Origin of the sequence: Marinobacter sp. SS13-12, assembly GCF_030227115.1 — a bacterium.
GTDB lineage: Bacteria > Pseudomonadota > Gammaproteobacteria > Pseudomonadales > Oleiphilaceae > Marinobacter.
On sequence record NZ_JASSUA010000002.1, the window covers coordinates 23,038 to 40,486 of the forward strand.

A 17,449-nucleotide genomic window follows, 5' to 3' on the forward strand; every position below is an offset into this window, starting at 1 on the left:
CCATGGGTGTCATCGTTTCAGATCGTCGTACGCTGGTCGTAGGGCTCGGTAAAACCGGGCTCTCCTGCGTACGCTATCTGATCGAAAAAGGCCGCGACGTTGCCGTGGCCGACAGCCGTGTGGCGCCTCCCGGTCTGGACGAACTGACAGCCGGTTGGCCAGAGCTGCCCGTGTACCTGGGTGATTTTGATCCGGAGGTTTTCGCCGGTTTCAACGAGCTGGTGGTGAGCCCGGGTATCAGCATCGCAGAACCTGCTATCCGCCATGCCGCGGAACAGGGTGCGACCATCCGTGGTGATATTGACCTGTTCGCAGAAGCAGCAGACGCACCGATTGTTGCCATTACCGGCTCCAATGGCAAAACCACGGTGACCACCCTGGTGGGAGAAATGGCCAGAGCAGCCGGTCGCCATGTGGAAGTAGGGGGTAACATTGGCACCCCGGCGCTGGACCTGCTTGGTCGCGGCGCGGATCTGTATGTACTGGAGCTATCAAGTTTTCAGCTTGAAACCACACGTGAGCTCAATGCTCTGGCCGCGACCGTGTTGAATGTCAGCGATGACCATATGGACCGCTATGCCACCAAAATGGAGTATTTCCAGGCCAAGCAGCGGATTTTTAATGGCTGCAAGAATGCGGTGGTAAATCTCGATGATGCCCTGAGCACGCCGATGGCGAGAGACAGTCTCCGGTTCCTGTGCTTCGGGTTTCACCGGGTCAATCCGGATACCTTCAGTACCCGGGATGACGATGAGGGAACCTGGATTACCTTCGGCTTCGAGAATCTGTTGTTGGCCGATGAGCTGGGCCTGATGGGCCGTCACAACATGAGTAACGTGATGGCTGCGCTGGCGCTGGGACATGCTGCCGGTCTGCCGATGGATGTGATGCTGGAGACTGCGCGGAATTTCAGAGGGCTGCCGCACCGCTGTGAGTTCGTCCGGCGGGTTACTGATGTGGATTACATCAATGACTCCAAGGGCACCAATGTGGGTGCCACCGTGGCTGCCATTGAAAGCCTGGCGCCGGCAGACGGGAAAGTCGTTCTTATCGCCGGTGGCGAAGGCAAGGGTGCCGATTTCTCGCCGCTGGCGGAACCGGTCGCGGCCCATTGCAGAGCTGTGGTTCTGATTGGCACGGACGCCGGGCTTATTGCGGCTGTCCTTGGTAGTCAGATCGGGATTGTTCATGCCGCCACTATGGAGGATGCAGTCCATAAGGCAGCAGATCTGGCAGAGCCGGGGGACAGGGTGCTGTTGTCACCGGCCTGTGCCAGTTTCGATATGTTCCGCGACTACAACGATCGTGGAGACAGTTTTCGTAACCAGGTGGAGGGGCTGTGATGCACGCAAATCTGTCTCTCCCCGGTCATCAAGGCCTGTTCCGTGACCTGCGCCCGTTGCCGTTGCTGATTATCAGTTCCGCGGCATTGCTGGTGATGGGCATTGTGATGATTTCATCCGCCTCCATGGATATGGCGGCGGAAACCATGGGTAACAGTTATCACTACGTGATCCGGCAGCTGATCTTTGCCGGCATCGGCTGTGTGTTCGCCCTGGTTGCGGTGAATGTACCGATCTCCTGGTGGGAGCGCAGTGGCTGGCTTTTGCTGGGTATCGGGCTGTTGTCACTGTTGTTGGTGTTGACGCCACTGGGCCGCACGGTAAACGGTTCCACCCGCTGGATTTCTTTCGGTCTCTTTAACGTGCAGGTGTCGGAGATCGCAAAGCTGTGTCTGATCGCCTACCTGGCGGGCTACGTGGTGCGCCGGCGGGAAGAGCTTCTGAATACCTGGGCAGGCTTTCTGAAGCCACTTGGTGTGCTTGGTATTGCCTCAGTGCTGCTGGTTATCGAGCCTGATTTCGGGGCCACGGTGGTACTTGTGGCGGCGGCTGCCGGCATGATTTTCCTGAGCGGGGTTCGCCTGAGCCGATTTATGCCATTGATTGGCGTGCTGGTGGTCATGGGGGCGGCACTGGTGTTTACCCAGCCCTACCGTTTGAAGCGGGTTGTCAGCTATCTCGATCCCTGGAAGGACCAGTTCGATACCGGCTACCAGCTTACCCAGTCGTTGATTGCTTTTGGTCGCGGCGAATGGGCCGGCACGGGGCTTGGCAATTCGGTGCAGAAGCTGTTTTACCTGCCCGAAGCCCATACCGACTTTATCTTCGCCATCATCGCCGAAGAGTTCGGATTGCTGGGGTCGCTCATTGTGCTTGGGCTTTTCACCGTTCTGGTGGTCACAGGATTCGTGATTGCCAGAAAGGCAGAGAAGGCCGGGATGCCGTTCGCCGCGTGTTTCTCCTACGGAATCACCCTGCTGATCGGTTTGCAGGCCAGCATCAATATGTCCGTCAGCACCGGACTGCTGCCCACCAAGGGGCTGACACTGCCTCTGGTGAGTTATGGCGGATCAAGCCTGATGATTACCGCCGTCTGTATTGGTGTGTTGGCACGGGTGGAAATGGAGCGGCTTGATCGTGAAAGAGTCGCCAGCGAGAAGTCCCGTAAACCGGCAGCCAGGGGAGGTGCGGTTTATGACTGACAAACGGCGCTTTCTGATGATGGCCGGGGGCACTGGCGGACATGTGTTTCCGGCCCTGGCAACAGCCAGGAACCTCCAGGAGAAGGGCCATGAGGTGTTCTGGCTCGGTTCCAGGGGCGGCATGGAAGAGCGATTGATTGGCGACACCGACATACCACTGTCGCTGATCCAGGTTTCAGGATTGCGGGGCAAGGGCCGGCTGGCGTTGTTGATGGCGCCATTCCGATTGATGCGGGCACTGGGGCAGGCTTTTACGGTTGTCCGTGGCATTCGCCCCCACTGTGTGATCGGGATGGGTGGATTCGTGACCGGCCCGGGTGGTGTTGCGGCCTGGCTGACCAAGGCGCCACTGGTGATCCACGAACAGAATGCCATTGCCGGCATGACTAACCGGATTCTGGTGCGCTTTGCCACCACGGTGCTGGAGGCCTTTCCCGGTAGTTTCGGCGCAGATGTGGTAACCCGGTGCACCGGCAATCCGGTGAGGCAGGATCTGGCTGCACTCCCGGAACCGGAACAGCGGATGTCGGGCCGCGCCGGTGCGCTCAGATTGCTGGTGGTGGGAGGCAGCCTGGGTGCCCAGGTCTTTAACCGCACGTTGCCCGCTGCGCTGGCGAAGATGCCTGAAGCTGAGCGCCCGACGGTGCGCCACCAGTGTGGTGAAAAGAATGTAGAGGAAGCCCGGGAAGCGTACAGCGAAAACGGTGTGGAAGCCTCTGTAGAGCCCTTTATCAAGGACATGGCCGAGGCCTATGGCTGGGCGGATATTGTGCTGTGCAGGGCCGGGGCGCTGACCGTTTCCGAGCTGTGCGTCGCAGGTATTGGAGCGGTTCTGGTGCCGTTTCCCCACGCCGTGGACGATCACCAGACAAAAAACGCGCAGCAAATGGTCAACGCCAAAGGTGCGATCCTGGTGCCACAGCCAAAGCTGTCGGCGGATCTGTTGGCGGAAACCCTGGCGGATCTCGGAAAGGATCGCAGCCGGATTATCGATATGGCGAAGGCGGCAAAGACGCTGGCCCGCCCTGATGCAACGGAGAGAGTCGTGAATTACTGTCTGGAGGCTGCCAATGGCTGAGCCCACTAATCCCCCGCTGGTCTATCAGGTGCCCGAGATGCGCCGTATCCGCAATATCCACTTTGTCGGGATTGGTGGCGCCGGCATGAGCGGTATTGCCGAAGTACTGAAAAACCAGGGCTACGAAGTCTCCGGTTCGGATATTCGTGAAGGTGCGGTGACCGACCGGCTGACCGCCATGGGTATTGAAGTCTTCATCGGACATCGTGAACAGAACAGTGCCTCAGCAGATGTCGTGGTGGTGTCTTCGGCGGTGGGTGGCGACAACCCGGAAGTGACCGCTGCCCGCAATCGCCGGGTGCCCATTGTGCCCCGTGCCGAAATGCTGGCGGAAATCATGCGCTATCGCCATGGCATTGCCGTCGCTGGCACTCACGGTAAAACCACGACCACCAGCCTGATTGCCTCCGTGCTGGCGGAAGCGGGGCTGGATCCCACCTTCGTGATTGGTGGCAAGCTCAACAGTGCCGGCACCAACGCGCAGCTTGGCGGGTCCCGCTATCTGGTGGCAGAGGCCGACGAAAGCGATGCGTCGTTCCTGCACCTGACACCGGTCATCTCTGTCGTCACCAATATCGAAGCCGATCACATGGACACCTATGGCGGCGATGTGGGACGGCTGAAGCAGACCTTTGTGGATTTCCTCCACAACCTGCCTTTCTACGGCGTCGCGGTGATGTGCGTGGACGACGCCTTTGTGCAGGAAATCATCCCCAGGATTTCCCGCGCCATCATTACCTACGGCATCGATAATCCGGAGGCCGATTATCGTGCTGAAAACATCCAGTCCGACGGACTCAGAACCCGCTTTGTTGTTCGTCGCCCCGGGGGCCGAAGTGATCTGGACGTGGAACTGAAAATGCCGGGTCGCCATAACGTGCTGAATGCCCTGGCGGCCATTGCTGTAGCCACGGATGAAGGCGTGGAAGATGCTGCCATCTGTAGGGGGCTGGCGGGTTTTGCGGGTGTTGGTCGCCGGTTCCAGGTTTATGGTGACTACAAGACGCGCAAGGGCACCATCACGCTGATTGATGACTACGGCCATCACCCAACGGAAGTCGAGGCGGTTATTCGTGCGGCCCATGATGCCTGGCCTGACCGCCGGCTGGTGATGCTGTACCAGCCCCACCGTTACACCCGGACCCGGGATCTTTACGAGGATTTCGTGCGGGTGTTGTCGGAAGTGGATGGCTTGCTGCTGATGGAGGTTTACTCCGCGGGTGAGCCCGCAATTAACGGGGCGGACGGCCGTGCGCTGTGCCGCAGTATTCGCCAGCGCGGCAGCGTGGAACCGGTTTTCGTGGAAGACAACAACGAGATTGAAACCCTGCTTGCCAACAACCTGCGGGACGGCGACCTGCTGATTACACAGGGGGCGGGGGATATTGGTGGTGTTGCGGCTCGTCTGGCGGCGGCAGGAGTGATTGCAGATGAGTGAAATGAGTCGCGTGGACACACAGGGCTATCAGGCCGATCCGGAACTGCTGAAAGCATTCGGGCGTGTCGCCGTCTTTATGGGTGGGGATTCCGCCGAGCGCGAGGTTTCTCTGAAAAGCGGCCAGGCCGTGCTGTCGGCTCTGCTGTCTGCCGGTGTTGACGCCTACCCGGTCGATGTTCGTGGCTGCCTGCTCAAGACCGTGGAAGATCCTCAGTTTGACCGGGTATTCATCGCGCTGCATGGCCGCGGAGGAGAAGACGGCACGATCCAGGCAATCCTGTCCCAGGCGGGTATTCCCTACACCGGCAGCGACCTTCTGGCCTCGGCGCTGGCCATGGACAAATTGCGCACCAAGTACGTTTTCGAGGGCTGCGGTTTACCAACCCCGAAGTTCCGCGCCATGGGCTCGGTGGATGAAGCGGACAGTATCCTGCAGGCACTGACTCTGCCCCTGAGTGTCAAGCCTTCCAGGGAAGGCTCCAGTATCGGTATCCGCAAGGTGGCCAGCCGCGAGGAACTGGTTGAAGCCTATGAACAGGCCGCGGTACTGGACCCGCTGGTGCTTGTTGAGGAATGGGTTGAAGGCCCGGAATTCACGGTAAGCCTGCTGCAGGATCAGCCGCTGCCGGCCATCGGTCTGAGCACCGATCATGTGTTCTATGACTATGACGCCAAGTACCTGGCCGACGATACCCGCTACCAGATTCCCTGCGGCCTTGATCCGGACAGTGAACTGGAACTTCAGCATCTGGCGCTGGAGGCGTTTCGGGTACTGGGCTGCCGTACCTGGGGACGGGTGGACATCATGCAGGACAGAAGTGGTGACTTCTGGCTGCTTGAGGTGAATACGGTGCCGGGGATGACCGACCACAGCCTGGTGCCGATGTCGGCGAAAGCTGCGGGAATCAGTTTTGAAGAACTGGTGGTGCGAATCCTTACAGACACGCTGGAGGCTGGCGATGCTTGAAAGGCTGCTGATCCGGAGTCGGGCGGTTCCGTCTGATCCACCCAGGCGCAAGGGAGCGACTTCCCTTGGGCCTGAGCGGGACCGGTTTGGTTTGCTGAAGGCTGTGTTGGCAGCGGCGCCCTGGGGGCAGGTGATGATGGGGGCGGCCATTGTTTTACTGGCTGCGATGGTGCCCTGGGGGACCAGCCAGGTGCTCAACGCCATGGACCGTCAGGTGATGGCTATTGATGTAACCGGCACCCTGGTGGGCGAGAACCGCACTTCGCTGGAGCGCAGCGCCGGTAAATGGATTGGGCGCAGTTTTTTTGCCACGGATCTCTCTGAGATCAAGGACAGCCTGGAGCAGCGGCCCTGGGTAGAGTCTGCGGCAGTCAAGCGGGTCTGGCCGGACCGGTTGCAGGTTGAGATTCGCGAGAAAAAGCCGCTGGCGTACTGGAACAGCGACCAGTTGGTGAGTCGGAATGGCGAGCTTTTCTCACCGGGAAATCCGGAAGTGGCGGGGAAACTGCCGCGGCTCGCCGGCCCGGACGAGCGGGTCAAGGAAGTGATCAGCATGGCGCGGGTTATGGCAGACACGCTCACGGGCCATAACCTCGGATTTGCGGGGTTAAGCCTGGAGCAGCGGGGTGCCTGGACCCTGACCATGGCCAATGGCATCGAAGTGGTTCTTGGCAGGGATCAGGTAGAGGAGCGCTTCGATCGGTTTATTACGGTTTATCAGGAACGGCTGGCATCACGTTCAGACGAAGTCAGCCGGGTGGATGCCCGCTACAGCAATGGGGTGGCGGTTCAGTGGAAGTCGGTAGAACCGGCATCCCGGTCAAAATCATAGCAACGCTAAATTCAGACCTACGGTTTGGTGGAATACATGTCATCGGTTGAAACGGAAAACATGATTGTCGGCCTCGATATCGGAACCTCGAAAGTGGTTGCGATTGTCGGCAAGCGCAAAATGGACGGGACCATTGAGGTCGTGGGTATCGGGTCCAACCCGTCCCGCGGGCTCAAGCGTGGGGTGGTGGTCAATATCGAAACCACAGTCCAGGCGATACAGCGAGCAGTGGAAGAAGCGGAGCTGATGGCGGGATGCCGGATTCATTCGGTGTATGCAGGTATTGCAGGCAGCCACATCAAGAGCCTGAATTCCCATGGCATTGTCGCCATCCGCGACCGGGAGGTAACCCAGGCAGATATTGACCGGGTGATCGACGCAGCGCAGGCGGTGGCCATTCCGGCAGACCAGAAAATTCTCCACATCCTGCCCCAGGAGTTCGTGATTGACAGCCAGGAAGGCATCAAGGAACCCATGGGCATGTCCGGTGTGCGCCTGGAAGCCAAAGTGCATCTGGTGACCTGTGCGGTAAACGCCGCCCAGAACATCGAAAAGTGCGTGAAGCGCTGCGGTCTGGAAGTGGATGACATCATCCTCGAGCAGTTGGCCTCCAGTCACGCCATCCTCACCGAGGATGAGAAAGAACTGGGTGTCTGCGTTGTGGATATCGGCGGGGGAACAACGGACATTGCGGTGTTTACCGGTGGTGCCATTCGCCATACGGCGGTGATCCCCATTGCCGGTGATCAGGTGACCAATGACATTGCCATGGCACTGCGCACACCCACGCAGAATGCCGAAGAAATCAAGATCAAATATGCCTGCGCCCTGACACAGCTGGCCGGTGCGGACGAAACCATCAAGGTGCCCAGTGTGGGCGACCGGGCGCCGCGGGATCTCTCCCGCCAGGCCCTGGCTGAGGTGGTGGAACCCCGCTATGAGGAGCTGTTCACCCTGGTGCAGTCAGAACTTCGCCGTTCGGGATTTGAAGACCTGATCCCGGCCGGCATCGTGATTACCGGCGGTTCCTCCACCATGGAAGGCGTGGTGGAACTGGCCGAGGAGATCTTCCACATGCCGGTAAGACTCGCCTGTCCGCAGAGGGTCTCCGGCATGACGGAGGTGGTCAACAACCCGATCTACGCCACTGGCGTGGGGTTGCTGATCCATGGCTTCCGCCAGATGGATCTGGGGCGGGCGCCGGCGCTTAAGGGTGAAGAAGCACCCACGCTGTTTGAGCGCATGAAAGCCTGGTTTACCGGTCATTTCTGACGGTCGCCAGTAGAAGACGTACACGAAGGTATCTCGAAAATCATAATCTCGAATAATCAGTCTGGAAAAGGCTGATAAACAGCACGAAGGAGTAGGGGAATGTTTGAACTCGTCGATAATGTCCAGCAGAACGCTGTCATTAAAGTAGTGGGAGTTGGCGGTGGTGGCGGCAATGCCGTTCGCCACATGCTCAACAGTGATATCGAAGGTGTGGAGTTCATCTGCGCCAATACCGACGCCCAGGCCCTGACGGACCTGGACGCACGTCAGATCATCCAGCTTGGTGGCAACATCACCAAGGGCCTGGGTGCCGGAGCAAATCCGGAAGTGGGGCGCCAGTCAGCCCTGGAAGACCGCGATCGCATCGCAGAGGCACTGAAAGGTGCTGATATGGTGTTCATTACCGCCGGCATGGGCGGCGGAACCGGTACCGGTGCTGCGCCCGTAGTGGCCGAAGTGGCCCGCGAACTGGGCATCCTGACCGTGGCGGTGGTCACCAAGCCATTCATGTTTGAAGGCGGCAAGCGCATGAGCGTGGCTGACGCCGGTCTCAAGGAACTGGAAGAAACCGTTGACTCGCTGATCACCATCCCCAACGAAAAGTTGCTGGCGGTGATGGGCAAGAAAACCAGCCTGCTGGACGCGTTTGCCTCAGCCAACGACGTGCTGCTGGGCGCAGTTCAGGGTATTGCGGACCTGATTACCCGCAATGGAATGATTAATGTGGACTTTGCCGACGTAAAGACTGTCATGTCAGAAATGGGCAATGCCATGATGGGTACCGCGCGTGCTACCGGCGAGAACCGGGCCCGCGAAGCCGCAGAAGCCGCAGTACGCAGCCCGCTGCTGGAAGATATCAACCTGCAGGGCGCCAAGGGTATCCTGGTCAACATCACCGCGGGTATGGACCTCAACCTGGGCGAGTTTTCCGAGGTTGGCGATATTGTTCGTGAGTTCGCATCGGATTCCGCCACCGTTGTAGTGGGTACGGTGATCGATCCGGACATGACCGACGAACTCAAGGTGACAGTGGTTGCAACTGGCCTGGGTGGGGATCGCGAAAAGCCTACCAAGGTAGTGGATAACACCCGCAGCCTTGATGGCACAACGGATTACAATCAGCTTGATCGTCCGGCCGTGTTGCGCCGCAGGGCAGTCGCCCATGGCAACGTCGCGATTGATCACAGCAAGGACAGCGAAGAGCAGGGGGTCGACTATCTCGATATTCCCGCATTCCTTCGTCGTCAGGCTGACTGATAGCCTGTTGCAGTTGCGTTCAGAAGTGGAACCATTTTCGCTGAATGGCGTGTGCTGTTTACCAATCCGGTCGTGGGCCGGTGGGCCAGTCCAGTAGTTACAGTAGTTACAAAGAGCTACGATTGGTTAAATGGTATTCAGTTTTACTTTCTGGTATTCTCCGGGCAGATTTTTGCCCAGACTATATCGCATTTATGTGACGGAAATATGTACCGATGATCAGACAACGGACACTCAAAAACACCATCCGCGCCACTGGTGTCGGGCTTCACTCAGGTGAAAAGGTTTACCTGACCCTGAAGCCGGCACCCGTGGACTCGGGCATCGTATTCCGCCGCACCGATCTCGACCCTGTGGTCGACATTCGTGCCTGTGCGGAAAACGTGGGTGAGACCATGCTTTCCACGACACTGCTGAAAGACGGTGTCCGGGTTGCAACAGTAGAGCATTTGTTGTCAGCCATGGCTGGTCTCGGGATTGATAACTGCTTCGTCGAACTCAGTGCGGCGGAAGTGCCCATCATGGACGGCTCGGCCGGTCCTTTTGTGTTTCTTCTGCAGTCTGCCGGCATTGCCGAGCAGGACGCGGCCAAGCGTTTTATCCGCATAAAACGTGAAGTGACGGTTGAAGAAGGTGACAAGAAAGCGACTCTGCTGCCCTTCGAAGGCTTCAAGGTCAGTTTCGGCATCGACTTCGATCACCCTGTGTTCAAGGGGCGCGCCCAGACCGCTACCGTTGACTTCTCCAGCACGTCTTTCGTGAAGGAAGTCAGCCGCGCACGGACTTTCGGGTTCATGCGTGACATCGAGAAGTTGCGGGCGATGAACCTGGCACTGGGCGGAAGCGTGGATAACGCCATCGTCGTTGATGACTACAAGATCCTCAACGAAGACGGGCTGCGTTACGACGATGAATTCGTCAAGCACAAGCTGCTGGATGCCATTGGTGATCTCTACCAGTTGGGTAACAGCCTGATTGGCGAGTTCCGTGGTATAAAATCCGGCCATGACCTGAACAACAAGTTGCTGCGCAAGCTCAGGGCTGAAGAGGATGCATGGGAAGTTGTGACCTTTGATGATGAGGCCGCTGCCCCGATTTCCTATATGAAACCTGTGCTGGCGGCGGGCTGAGGCAGGACGCCTTAATCCCGGACGTGGCTTGCGAGTTTTTCGAGAACCTCGCGTAATTGTTTGTCCTTCGTGTGCCCGGCTTCCTCTTTGAGGAGCCGGGCATTTTCGTTACTCAGAGGTGTCATTTTCACCTTTGGGCGCTCGTTGAACCGGGGTGGCGCAACCTTCACCTTCAATTTCCAGACAAAGCGGAACAGCTCCTGTTTGCGCAGCTCTTCCATGATCTCATGCTGTCGGAACCGGATCTGGCTGGCGGTAGTGGCCGTTGCAGCGGAAAGTATCAGTTCACCCTCTTTGCAGCTGACAAAGCGGGTGCCTTTGGCCAGGCTCTCCGGCAGTGCCGCGATAACCAGCTCTTCAGCCTGGGCATGATGCTGGGCCTTTGCCATCAGCCCCCGCAGGGTTGAGGCCCTGGAGAAACTGTCCGGGGTCAATTCGAGGTCCGTTTTCTTTTTCATGGCAATCAGTAGTTCTCGACGACAACGGTAACGATTGGTTACACTTTTGAAAGGTTAATAGGCAGGGCCTGTATTACACTCGTTTTACATCGCTTGAAGCGTGTATGTCCACGGGTGACGGTCATCGTATCAATTATAGTCGTTGCAATGGATAGCACGTGCGTATTCAGACACGGTTTATGCTGCCCAGGATTGAGTAGACGGAGAGGAGCTCCGCAATCTGGCAAAGGATGCCCCGGCAGGCCCAGTCAGAACACTCAGGATGCAACACTACAGGATCAGGTTGCGTCCCCATGAAACCAGAAGACGATATGAATATTATCCTTGTTGGCAAGCGCCATGGGAAATCCCGTGCGGTTTCGATAAACGCTCCGGTCGCAGCCGGCCTGGTCTTTATCGTAACCGCGCTGCTGGCCCTGGCAGGCTGGTCCGGTTATCAGGTGGCCCTTGGCCAGGTCGAGACGACCGAGCCCGCCGAGTCAGAGCTGGTGGCAGAGTGGCGCTCGAAACTGACTGAACAGAGAGACGAACTCGCGCAAATCGAGCAGAACGTACAGCAGCAGGTGGACGCCCTTACGCTTCGCCTGGGTGAAATGCAGGGTCGCCTGCTTCGTTTGGATGCGCTGGGGCAGCGTTTTGTGGAATCCGGCCTCGTGGCCAGTGACGAATTCGATTTTGATCAGCCCGCTGCAGTGGGCGGTCCCGAAGACAGTCTCGACGGTGACTCCTACACCGCCCCTGAACTCACCGGCATGATCGATCAGCTGGCACGGCGTATCGAAGACCGCGAGCAGCAACTGCGTATGCTGGACATGGTCACTTCCCGCCAGAAACTTGAAAAAGAGCTCTATGTACAAGGCCGCCCGATCACCTGGGGCTGGCTGTCGTCCAAGTATGGCTATCGCTCGGATCCCTTTAACGGAAAACGTACCTGGCATGCCGGAGTGGATCTGGCGGGCAAGGAAGGCAGCGATATCATCTCTGTTGCCGGCGGCGTGGTCACCTATGCCGATGAGCGCTACGGTTATGGCAATCTGGTGGAGGTTGACCACGGTGATGGCCTGGTGACCCGCTACGCTCACGCCAAGACGATCAAGGTCAAGGTGGGGGACGTTGTCCAGAAGGGTGAGGTGCTGGCGCTGATGGGCAGCACCGGGCGCTCTACCGGCCCTCACGTGCATTTTGAGGTCATCCGTAACGGCAAGTCCGAGAACCCGGAAACCTATATCAAGCGAGCCAGCCGCTAAGCGGCTTGCCAGGCGCCCAGAGTGGCGTCTGACGCCTTCCTGTTGCCTCGGCCCGGCATCCTTTTTTCAATCTTTTCAGCGTTGTGACAGGCTTCTGTGAGGCCTGACTTTTGTACTGCCGCGAAATAAGGTTAGAATGCCGGCTTCCTCCGTTTAATCAAAGAAGCAGTGGTCTATGTTCACAAAGCTTGCAACCAAGATGTTCGGCAGTAAGAACGCCAGAGAAATCAAGCGAATGCGCAAAACTGTCTCGCGCATTAACGAACTTGAAGAGCAGTATGGCAATTTGTCCGACACCGAGTTGCAGGGAAAGACTGCAGAATTCCGCCGCCGTTTTGATGAAGGCGAAAGTCTGGATGCGCTGCTTCCGGAAGCCTTTGCCACCACCCGGGAAGCCAGCCGGCGGGTAATGGGAATGCGCCATTACGACGTGCAGATGGTCGGTGGTATTACGCTGCACGAGGGCCGGATTTCCGAGATGAAAACCGGTGAGGGTAAAACCCTGGTGGCCACGCTGGCGGTTTACCTGAACGCACTGACCGGAAAAGGCGTTCACCTGGTGACGGTGAACGATTACCTGGCCCGCCGGGATGCCGAGTGGATGGGCAAGCTCTATCGTTTTCTGGGCCTTCAGGTGGGCGTTGTCGCCGCCGGTCAGCCCCAGGAAGAGAAGCGTGCTGCCTATCAGGCCGACATTACCTACGGCACCAACAACGAGTTCGGCTTTGATTACCTGCGGGACAACATGGCGTTCAGCACCGAAGACAAGGTGCAGCGCGGATTGCACTTCGCCATTGTCGACGAAGTGGACTCCATCCTTATCGACGAGGCCCGTACGCCCCTGATCATCTCCGGTGCTGCCGAAGACAGCTCGAAACTCTACCAGGCCATCAATGAACTGGTGCCCAGGCTCGAACAGGGCGAAGTCAGTGAAGAAGATGCCGAACCCAGCGGCGACTTCACCATTGATGAGAAGTCCCGTCAGGTAGAACTGACTGAAAGTGGTCATGAGCGAGTAGAGGAACTGTTGCTGGAGCGCGGCCTGTTGAAAGAAGGCGAGAGCCTTTATTCCGCCGCCAATCTCAGCCTGTTGCACCATATCCATTCAGCCCTCAGGGCGCACCACCTGTTCCAGAAAGATGTGGACTATATCGTTCAGGGTGACCAGGTGGTCATCGTGGATGAGCATACCGGCCGCACCATGCCCGGCCGCCGCTGGAGTGAAGGCCTGCACCAGGCGATCGAGGCCAAGGAAGGTGTCCGTATCCAGGCGGAGAGTCAGACCCTGGCTTCCACCACCTTCCAGAACTATTTCCGTCTTTACGACAAGCTGGCCGGCATGACCGGTACTGCCGACACCGAAGCCTTCGAGTTCCGCCAGATCTATGGCCTGGACGTGGTGGTTATTCCGCCCAACAAGCCGATTCAGCGGATCGACTACAACGACCTGATCTACCTGACCCAGGATGAAAAGTTCCACGCCATCATTGACGAGATCAAGGACGTAACGACCGAAGGGCGACCGATCCTTGTGGGTACCGCTTCCATTGAGGCATCCGAGCTGTTGTCCATGTTGCTCAAGAAGGCGCGGATTGATCACAAGATCCTGAACGCCAAGCAGCACGAAAGCGAAGCCCAGATCATCGCCCAGGCCGGCCGCCCCGGCGCTGTCACCATTGCCACCAACATGGCGGGCCGTGGTACCGACATCGTGCTGGGCGGTAACTGGGAATTCGAGGTCGCGGGTCTGGACAACCCCACCGAAGAAGAAGTTCCCCGTATCAAGGCCGAGTGGACCGAGCGACACAACCAGGTGCTGGAGGCCGGAGGCCTGCACATCATTGGTACCGAGCGGCACGAGTCCCGCCGTATCGACAACCAGCTCCGTGGTCGTGCCGGTCGTCAGGGTGACCCTGGCTCGTCGCGTTTCTTCCTGTCCCTGGAAGACAACCTGATGCGGATCTTCGCCCCGGACCGGGTGAAGAGCCTGATGCAGGCCATGGGCATGAAGAAAGGCGAGGCCATCGAACATCGCATGGTCACCAACGCCATCGAGAAGTCCCAGCGCAAGGTGGAAGGCCGCAACTTCGATATGCGCAAAACCCTGCTGGAATACGATGACGTTGCCAATGATCAGCGTACGGTGATCTACGACCAGCGTAACGAGGTAATGTCCTCGGAAGACATCTCTGACATGGTCAAGACCATCCGCGAGGACGTTGTCGACTCGTTGATCAGCGAATTCATTCCGCCGCAAAGCATGCCTGAGCAATGGGATGTGCCCGGCCTTGAAAGCCAGTTGCAGTCGGAACTGGCCATTAGCCTGCCGGTTCAGAAGTGGCTGGATGAAGACAGCAAGCTGTTCGAGGAAAATCTCAGGCAGCGGATTCTGGACGAAATTGTCGCAGCCTACGAGGCCAAGGAAGAAATTGCCGGTTCCGAGCCCATGCGTAAGTTCGAGAAGCAGGTGTTCCTGCAGGTGCTTGATACCCTGTGGAAGGAACACCTGTCGAACATGGATCATCTGCGCCGTGGTATCCATCTGCGTGGTTATGCCCAGAAGAATCCGAAGCAGGAGTACAAACGCGAGGCGTTTAACCTGTTTGAAACCATGCTGGAAACCATGAAGCGCGATGTGGTGCGGGTGCTTTCCCACGTTCGCGTGCAGAGCCGTGAAGAAATGGAAGAGGTGGAGCGTCGCCGCAAGGAAGAGCTGGAGCGTGAGCTTGCCCAGGCCCGTCTGCGCCACGATGAGACCAGTGCCACTGGCCAGAAGCAGGATGACACTGCCGGTGCTTCCGGTGCTCAACCCCAGGGCACGCCGGAGACCTTTGTGCGACAGGACAGGAAAGTGGGGCGCAACGAGCCTTGTCCGTGTGGGTCTGGCAAGAAATACAAGCAGTGTTGCGGAAAGGTCAGCTGATTTCCGGTACTGACCAGTAGAATAACGACCCGCACCCTGACCCTGTCAGGCTGCGGGTTTTTCGTTTGGTAGCTGTAGATAAAAGGAGAACGAAGATGGCAGTTGGTCCAGGAACCTTGCCGACATTTTTCCCGGTTTCCGGGGTGAAGCTGGGCATCGGTAGCGCCGGCATCAAAAAACCGGGTAAAAAGGACCTGGTGGTCATTGAGCTGGCCCCGGGTAGCCGTGTGGCGGGTATCTTTACCCGAAACCAGTTCTGCGCGGCTCCGGTTCACATTACCCGCCGCCACCTTGCCAGCGATGCACCCCGTTACCTGCTGATCAACACCGGCAATGCCAACGCGGGTACGGGTGAGCAGGGCATGAAAGATGCCCAGGCCTGCTGCCAGGCGCTGGCAGATCATGCTGGCGTAGCTACCGGGGCCATACTGCCGTTCTCCACGGGTGTCATTGGTGAGCCGCTGCCGGTGGATAAAATTGTCAACGCCCTGCCGCAAGCGCTGAACGATGTTTCCGAATCCCACTGGGCCGAAGCTGCCTCCGGCATCATGACCACCGATACCCGTCCCAAGGGTGCAACCCGCCAGATTGAGCTGAACGGCCACAGGGTTTCCATTTCCGGTATCAGCAAAGGCGCCGGCATGATTCGCCCCAACATGGCCACCATGCTCGGGTTTATTGCTACCGACGCAAAGATTGCACCGGATGTGTTGTCGTCACTGGCTTCGGAACTGGGGGAAAAGTCCTTCAACCGCATTACCATCGATGGTGACACTTCCACCAACGACGCCTGTATGCTGATCGCCAGTGGTCAATACGGCGGTCCGGAGATCACCTCCGACAGCCCATGCCTGCCTGAACTCAGAGCAGCGCTGCAGGACGTGTTCCTAGAATTGGCTCACGCCATTGTCCGGGACGGAGAGGGTGCCACCAAGTTTGTCACCATCGAAGTCAGCCGGGCCGGTTCCGTTGAGGAGGCTCTGGACGTCGCCTACACCGTTGCCCACTCACCCCTGGTCAAGACTGCTCTGTTCGCTTCCGACCCCAACTGGGGCCGGATCCTGGCGGCTGTGGGTCGTGCCGGGGTCGACGGACTGGACCTGAATGCCCTCGAAATCTGGCTGGGGGATGTCTGCCTGGTACGCAATGGCGGCCGCGCTGAGGATTACAGTGAGTCCCGTGGACAGGCGGTGATGAGTGGCGAGGAAATTACCATTCACATTGATCTGAAGCGTGGCGAAGTCATGGAGCGGGTGTGGACCTGCGACTTCTCCCACGACTATGTCACCATTAATGCCGAGTACCGCACCTGATCATGGCCGTTGTTCCGGAAATACACGTTGCGGTGGGAGTCATTTTCCGCAACGGCAAAGTGCTGATCGCCCGCCGCCCCGAGCATGTCCACCAGGGCGGCCTTCTGGAGTTTCCGGGGGGCAAGGTGGAAGAGGGCGAGACGGTTCAACAGGCACTGGTCAGGGAAATCCGGGAAGAAACCGGGTTGCGAATTGCCCCGGAGTCCCTTGAGCCGGTCATAGAGGTTCGCCACGACTACGGCGACAAGCGGGTGTTTCTCGATGTCTGGGAAACGTCTTCAGCCGAGGGAGATCCAGAGGGCCGCGAGGGTCAGGAAATACGCTGGCTTGATGTCCGCGAGCTGACCGATGTGGATTTCCCCGTTGCGAACCGGCCGATTATCCGTGCGCTGCGACTCCCCCGCCAATATGCCATTACCGGCACGGCAGAAAACGAGGATGTTCTTCTCAGGAGGCTACAGCAAAGCGCGGAAAGTGGTGGACCGGAATTTACGCTGCTCAGGGCCCCGGAGTTAAGCATCGAGGCGTACACCCGGCTGGCAGACCGGGCACTGGAAATCTGTCAGGCATCCGATTCCATGCTGATGCTGCACGGGTCCCCCTCCCTGATCGAACATCTTCCGCAGGCCCGGGGTGTGCATCTGCCGTGGCGTGAAGCCAGGCAGTTTGCCACCCGCCCCATCGCTGACAATTACCTGCTGGCGGTCTCCTGTCACAATGAAGGGGAAATTGCCCATGCGGTACAGTTACAGGCAGATTTCATTACCCTTGGCCCGGTAAATCCTACCCCCTCCCATCCTGGCGCGCCCGGTATGGGCTGGCGTCGTTTCCGGGCCTTGGTAGCGGCCTCGACAGTCCCGGTTTATGCGCTGGGCGGTCTGTCTTTGACAGATATTGACGAAGCTCGCCGTGCTGGTGCCCAGGGTATTGCCGGTATCAGTTTCTGGTGGTCAGACGTCGGATAATGATCAGGCCGCAGAGCCTGTGCC

14 protein-coding genes are annotated in these 17,449 nt (G+C 58.4%); 13 read left to right on the forward strand and 1 reads right to left on the reverse strand.

All coding sequences use genetic code 11. The features are described from left to right. Positions 1-2 precede the first annotated feature (2 nt). The 9 genes from murD (at position 3) to lpxC (ending at position 10,519) form a co-directional block, all read left to right on the forward strand. Positions 3-1,343 carry a UDP-N-acetylmuramoyl-L-alanine--D-glutamate ligase gene (gene murD, locus QPL94_RS13085; RefSeq protein ID WP_285357969.1) on the forward strand — a complete coding sequence of 447 codons (1,341 nt, stop codon included), beginning with the start codon at positions 3-5 and terminating at the stop codon, positions 1,341-1,343. Beyond that, positions 1,343-2,545, forward strand: a complete 1,203-nt coding sequence (ftsW, locus tag QPL94_RS13090; RefSeq protein ID WP_285357970.1) for a putative lipid II flippase FtsW — start codon at positions 1,343-1,345, stop codon at positions 2,543-2,545. The genes murD and ftsW overlap by 1 nt, the downstream gene beginning before the upstream one ends. Beyond that, entirely contained in the window at positions 2,538-3,623 is a 1,086-nt protein-coding gene (gene murG / locus QPL94_RS13095) for an undecaprenyldiphospho-muramoylpentapeptide beta-N-acetylglucosaminyltransferase (RefSeq protein WP_285357973.1), read from the forward strand. Before ftsW ends, murG begins: the two co-directional genes overlap by 8 nt. After that, positions 3,616-5,061 (forward strand): UDP-N-acetylmuramate--L-alanine ligase, encoded by a 1,446-nt coding sequence (gene murC / locus QPL94_RS13100; RefSeq protein WP_285357974.1) that lies wholly within the window; start codon positions 3,616-3,618, stop codon positions 5,059-5,061. The genes murG and murC overlap by 8 nt, the downstream gene beginning before the upstream one ends. Further along, a complete protein-coding gene (locus QPL94_RS13105) occupies positions 5,054-6,028 on the forward strand; it encodes a D-alanine--D-alanine ligase (RefSeq protein ID WP_285357976.1) in 975 nt (324 codons plus the stop codon). The genes murC and QPL94_RS13105 overlap by 8 nt, the downstream gene beginning before the upstream one ends. Beyond that, on the forward strand, positions 6,021-6,860 hold the full coding sequence (locus QPL94_RS13110) for a cell division protein FtsQ/DivIB (protein ID WP_285357978.1): 840 nt from the start codon (positions 6,021-6,023) through the stop codon (positions 6,858-6,860). Before QPL94_RS13105 ends, QPL94_RS13110 begins: the two co-directional genes overlap by 8 nt. A gap of 36 nt (positions 6,861-6,896) precedes the next feature. Beyond that, the gene (ftsA, locus tag QPL94_RS13115; protein ID WP_137437390.1) at positions 6,897-8,132 is read left to right on the forward strand and encodes a cell division protein FtsA; all 1,236 of its coding nucleotides are present in this window, start codon (positions 6,897-6,899) and stop codon (positions 8,130-8,132) included. A gap of 99 nt (positions 8,133-8,231) precedes the next feature. Further along, the gene (gene ftsZ / locus QPL94_RS13120) at positions 8,232-9,389 is read left to right on the forward strand and encodes a cell division protein FtsZ (RefSeq protein ID WP_285357980.1); all 1,158 of its coding nucleotides are present in this window, start codon (positions 8,232-8,234) and stop codon (positions 9,387-9,389) included. 215 nt (positions 9,390-9,604) lie between these two features. Further along, positions 9,605-10,519 (forward strand): UDP-3-O-acyl-N-acetylglucosamine deacetylase, encoded by a 915-nt coding sequence (gene lpxC / locus QPL94_RS13125; RefSeq protein WP_250091080.1) that lies wholly within the window; start codon positions 9,605-9,607, stop codon positions 10,517-10,519. Between the two features lie 11 nt (positions 10,520-10,530). On the opposite strand, the gene QPL94_RS13130 is transcribed toward lpxC, so the two are convergent. Then, complete coding sequence (locus QPL94_RS13130; RefSeq protein WP_285357983.1) at positions 10,531-10,977, reverse strand: DciA family protein; 447 nt, start codon at positions 10,975-10,977, stop codon at positions 10,531-10,533. Between the two features lie 293 nt (positions 10,978-11,270). On the opposite strand from QPL94_RS13130, the gene QPL94_RS13135 reads away from it, so the two are divergent. The 4 genes from QPL94_RS13135 (at position 11,271) to QPL94_RS13150 (ending at position 17,425) form a co-directional block, all read left to right on the forward strand. Further along, complete coding sequence (locus QPL94_RS13135; protein ID WP_285357985.1) at positions 11,271-12,224, forward strand: M23 family metallopeptidase; 954 nt, start codon at positions 11,271-11,273, stop codon at positions 12,222-12,224. Between the two features lie 175 nt (positions 12,225-12,399). After that, a complete protein-coding gene (secA, locus tag QPL94_RS13140) occupies positions 12,400-15,147 on the forward strand; it encodes a preprotein translocase subunit SecA (RefSeq protein ID WP_285357987.1) in 2,748 nt (915 codons plus the stop codon). 95 nt (positions 15,148-15,242) lie between these two features. Then, positions 15,243-16,460, forward strand: a complete 1,218-nt coding sequence (gene argJ, locus QPL94_RS13145; RefSeq protein WP_285357988.1) for a bifunctional glutamate N-acetyltransferase/amino-acid acetyltransferase ArgJ — start codon at positions 15,243-15,245, stop codon at positions 16,458-16,460. A 2-nt stretch (positions 16,461-16,462) separates the two neighbouring features. Next, positions 16,463-17,425, forward strand: coding sequence for a Nudix family hydrolase (locus QPL94_RS13150; protein ID WP_285357990.1), 963 nt, complete (start codon positions 16,463-16,465; stop codon positions 17,423-17,425). The last annotated feature ends 24 nt before the right edge of the window (positions 17,426-17,449 follow it).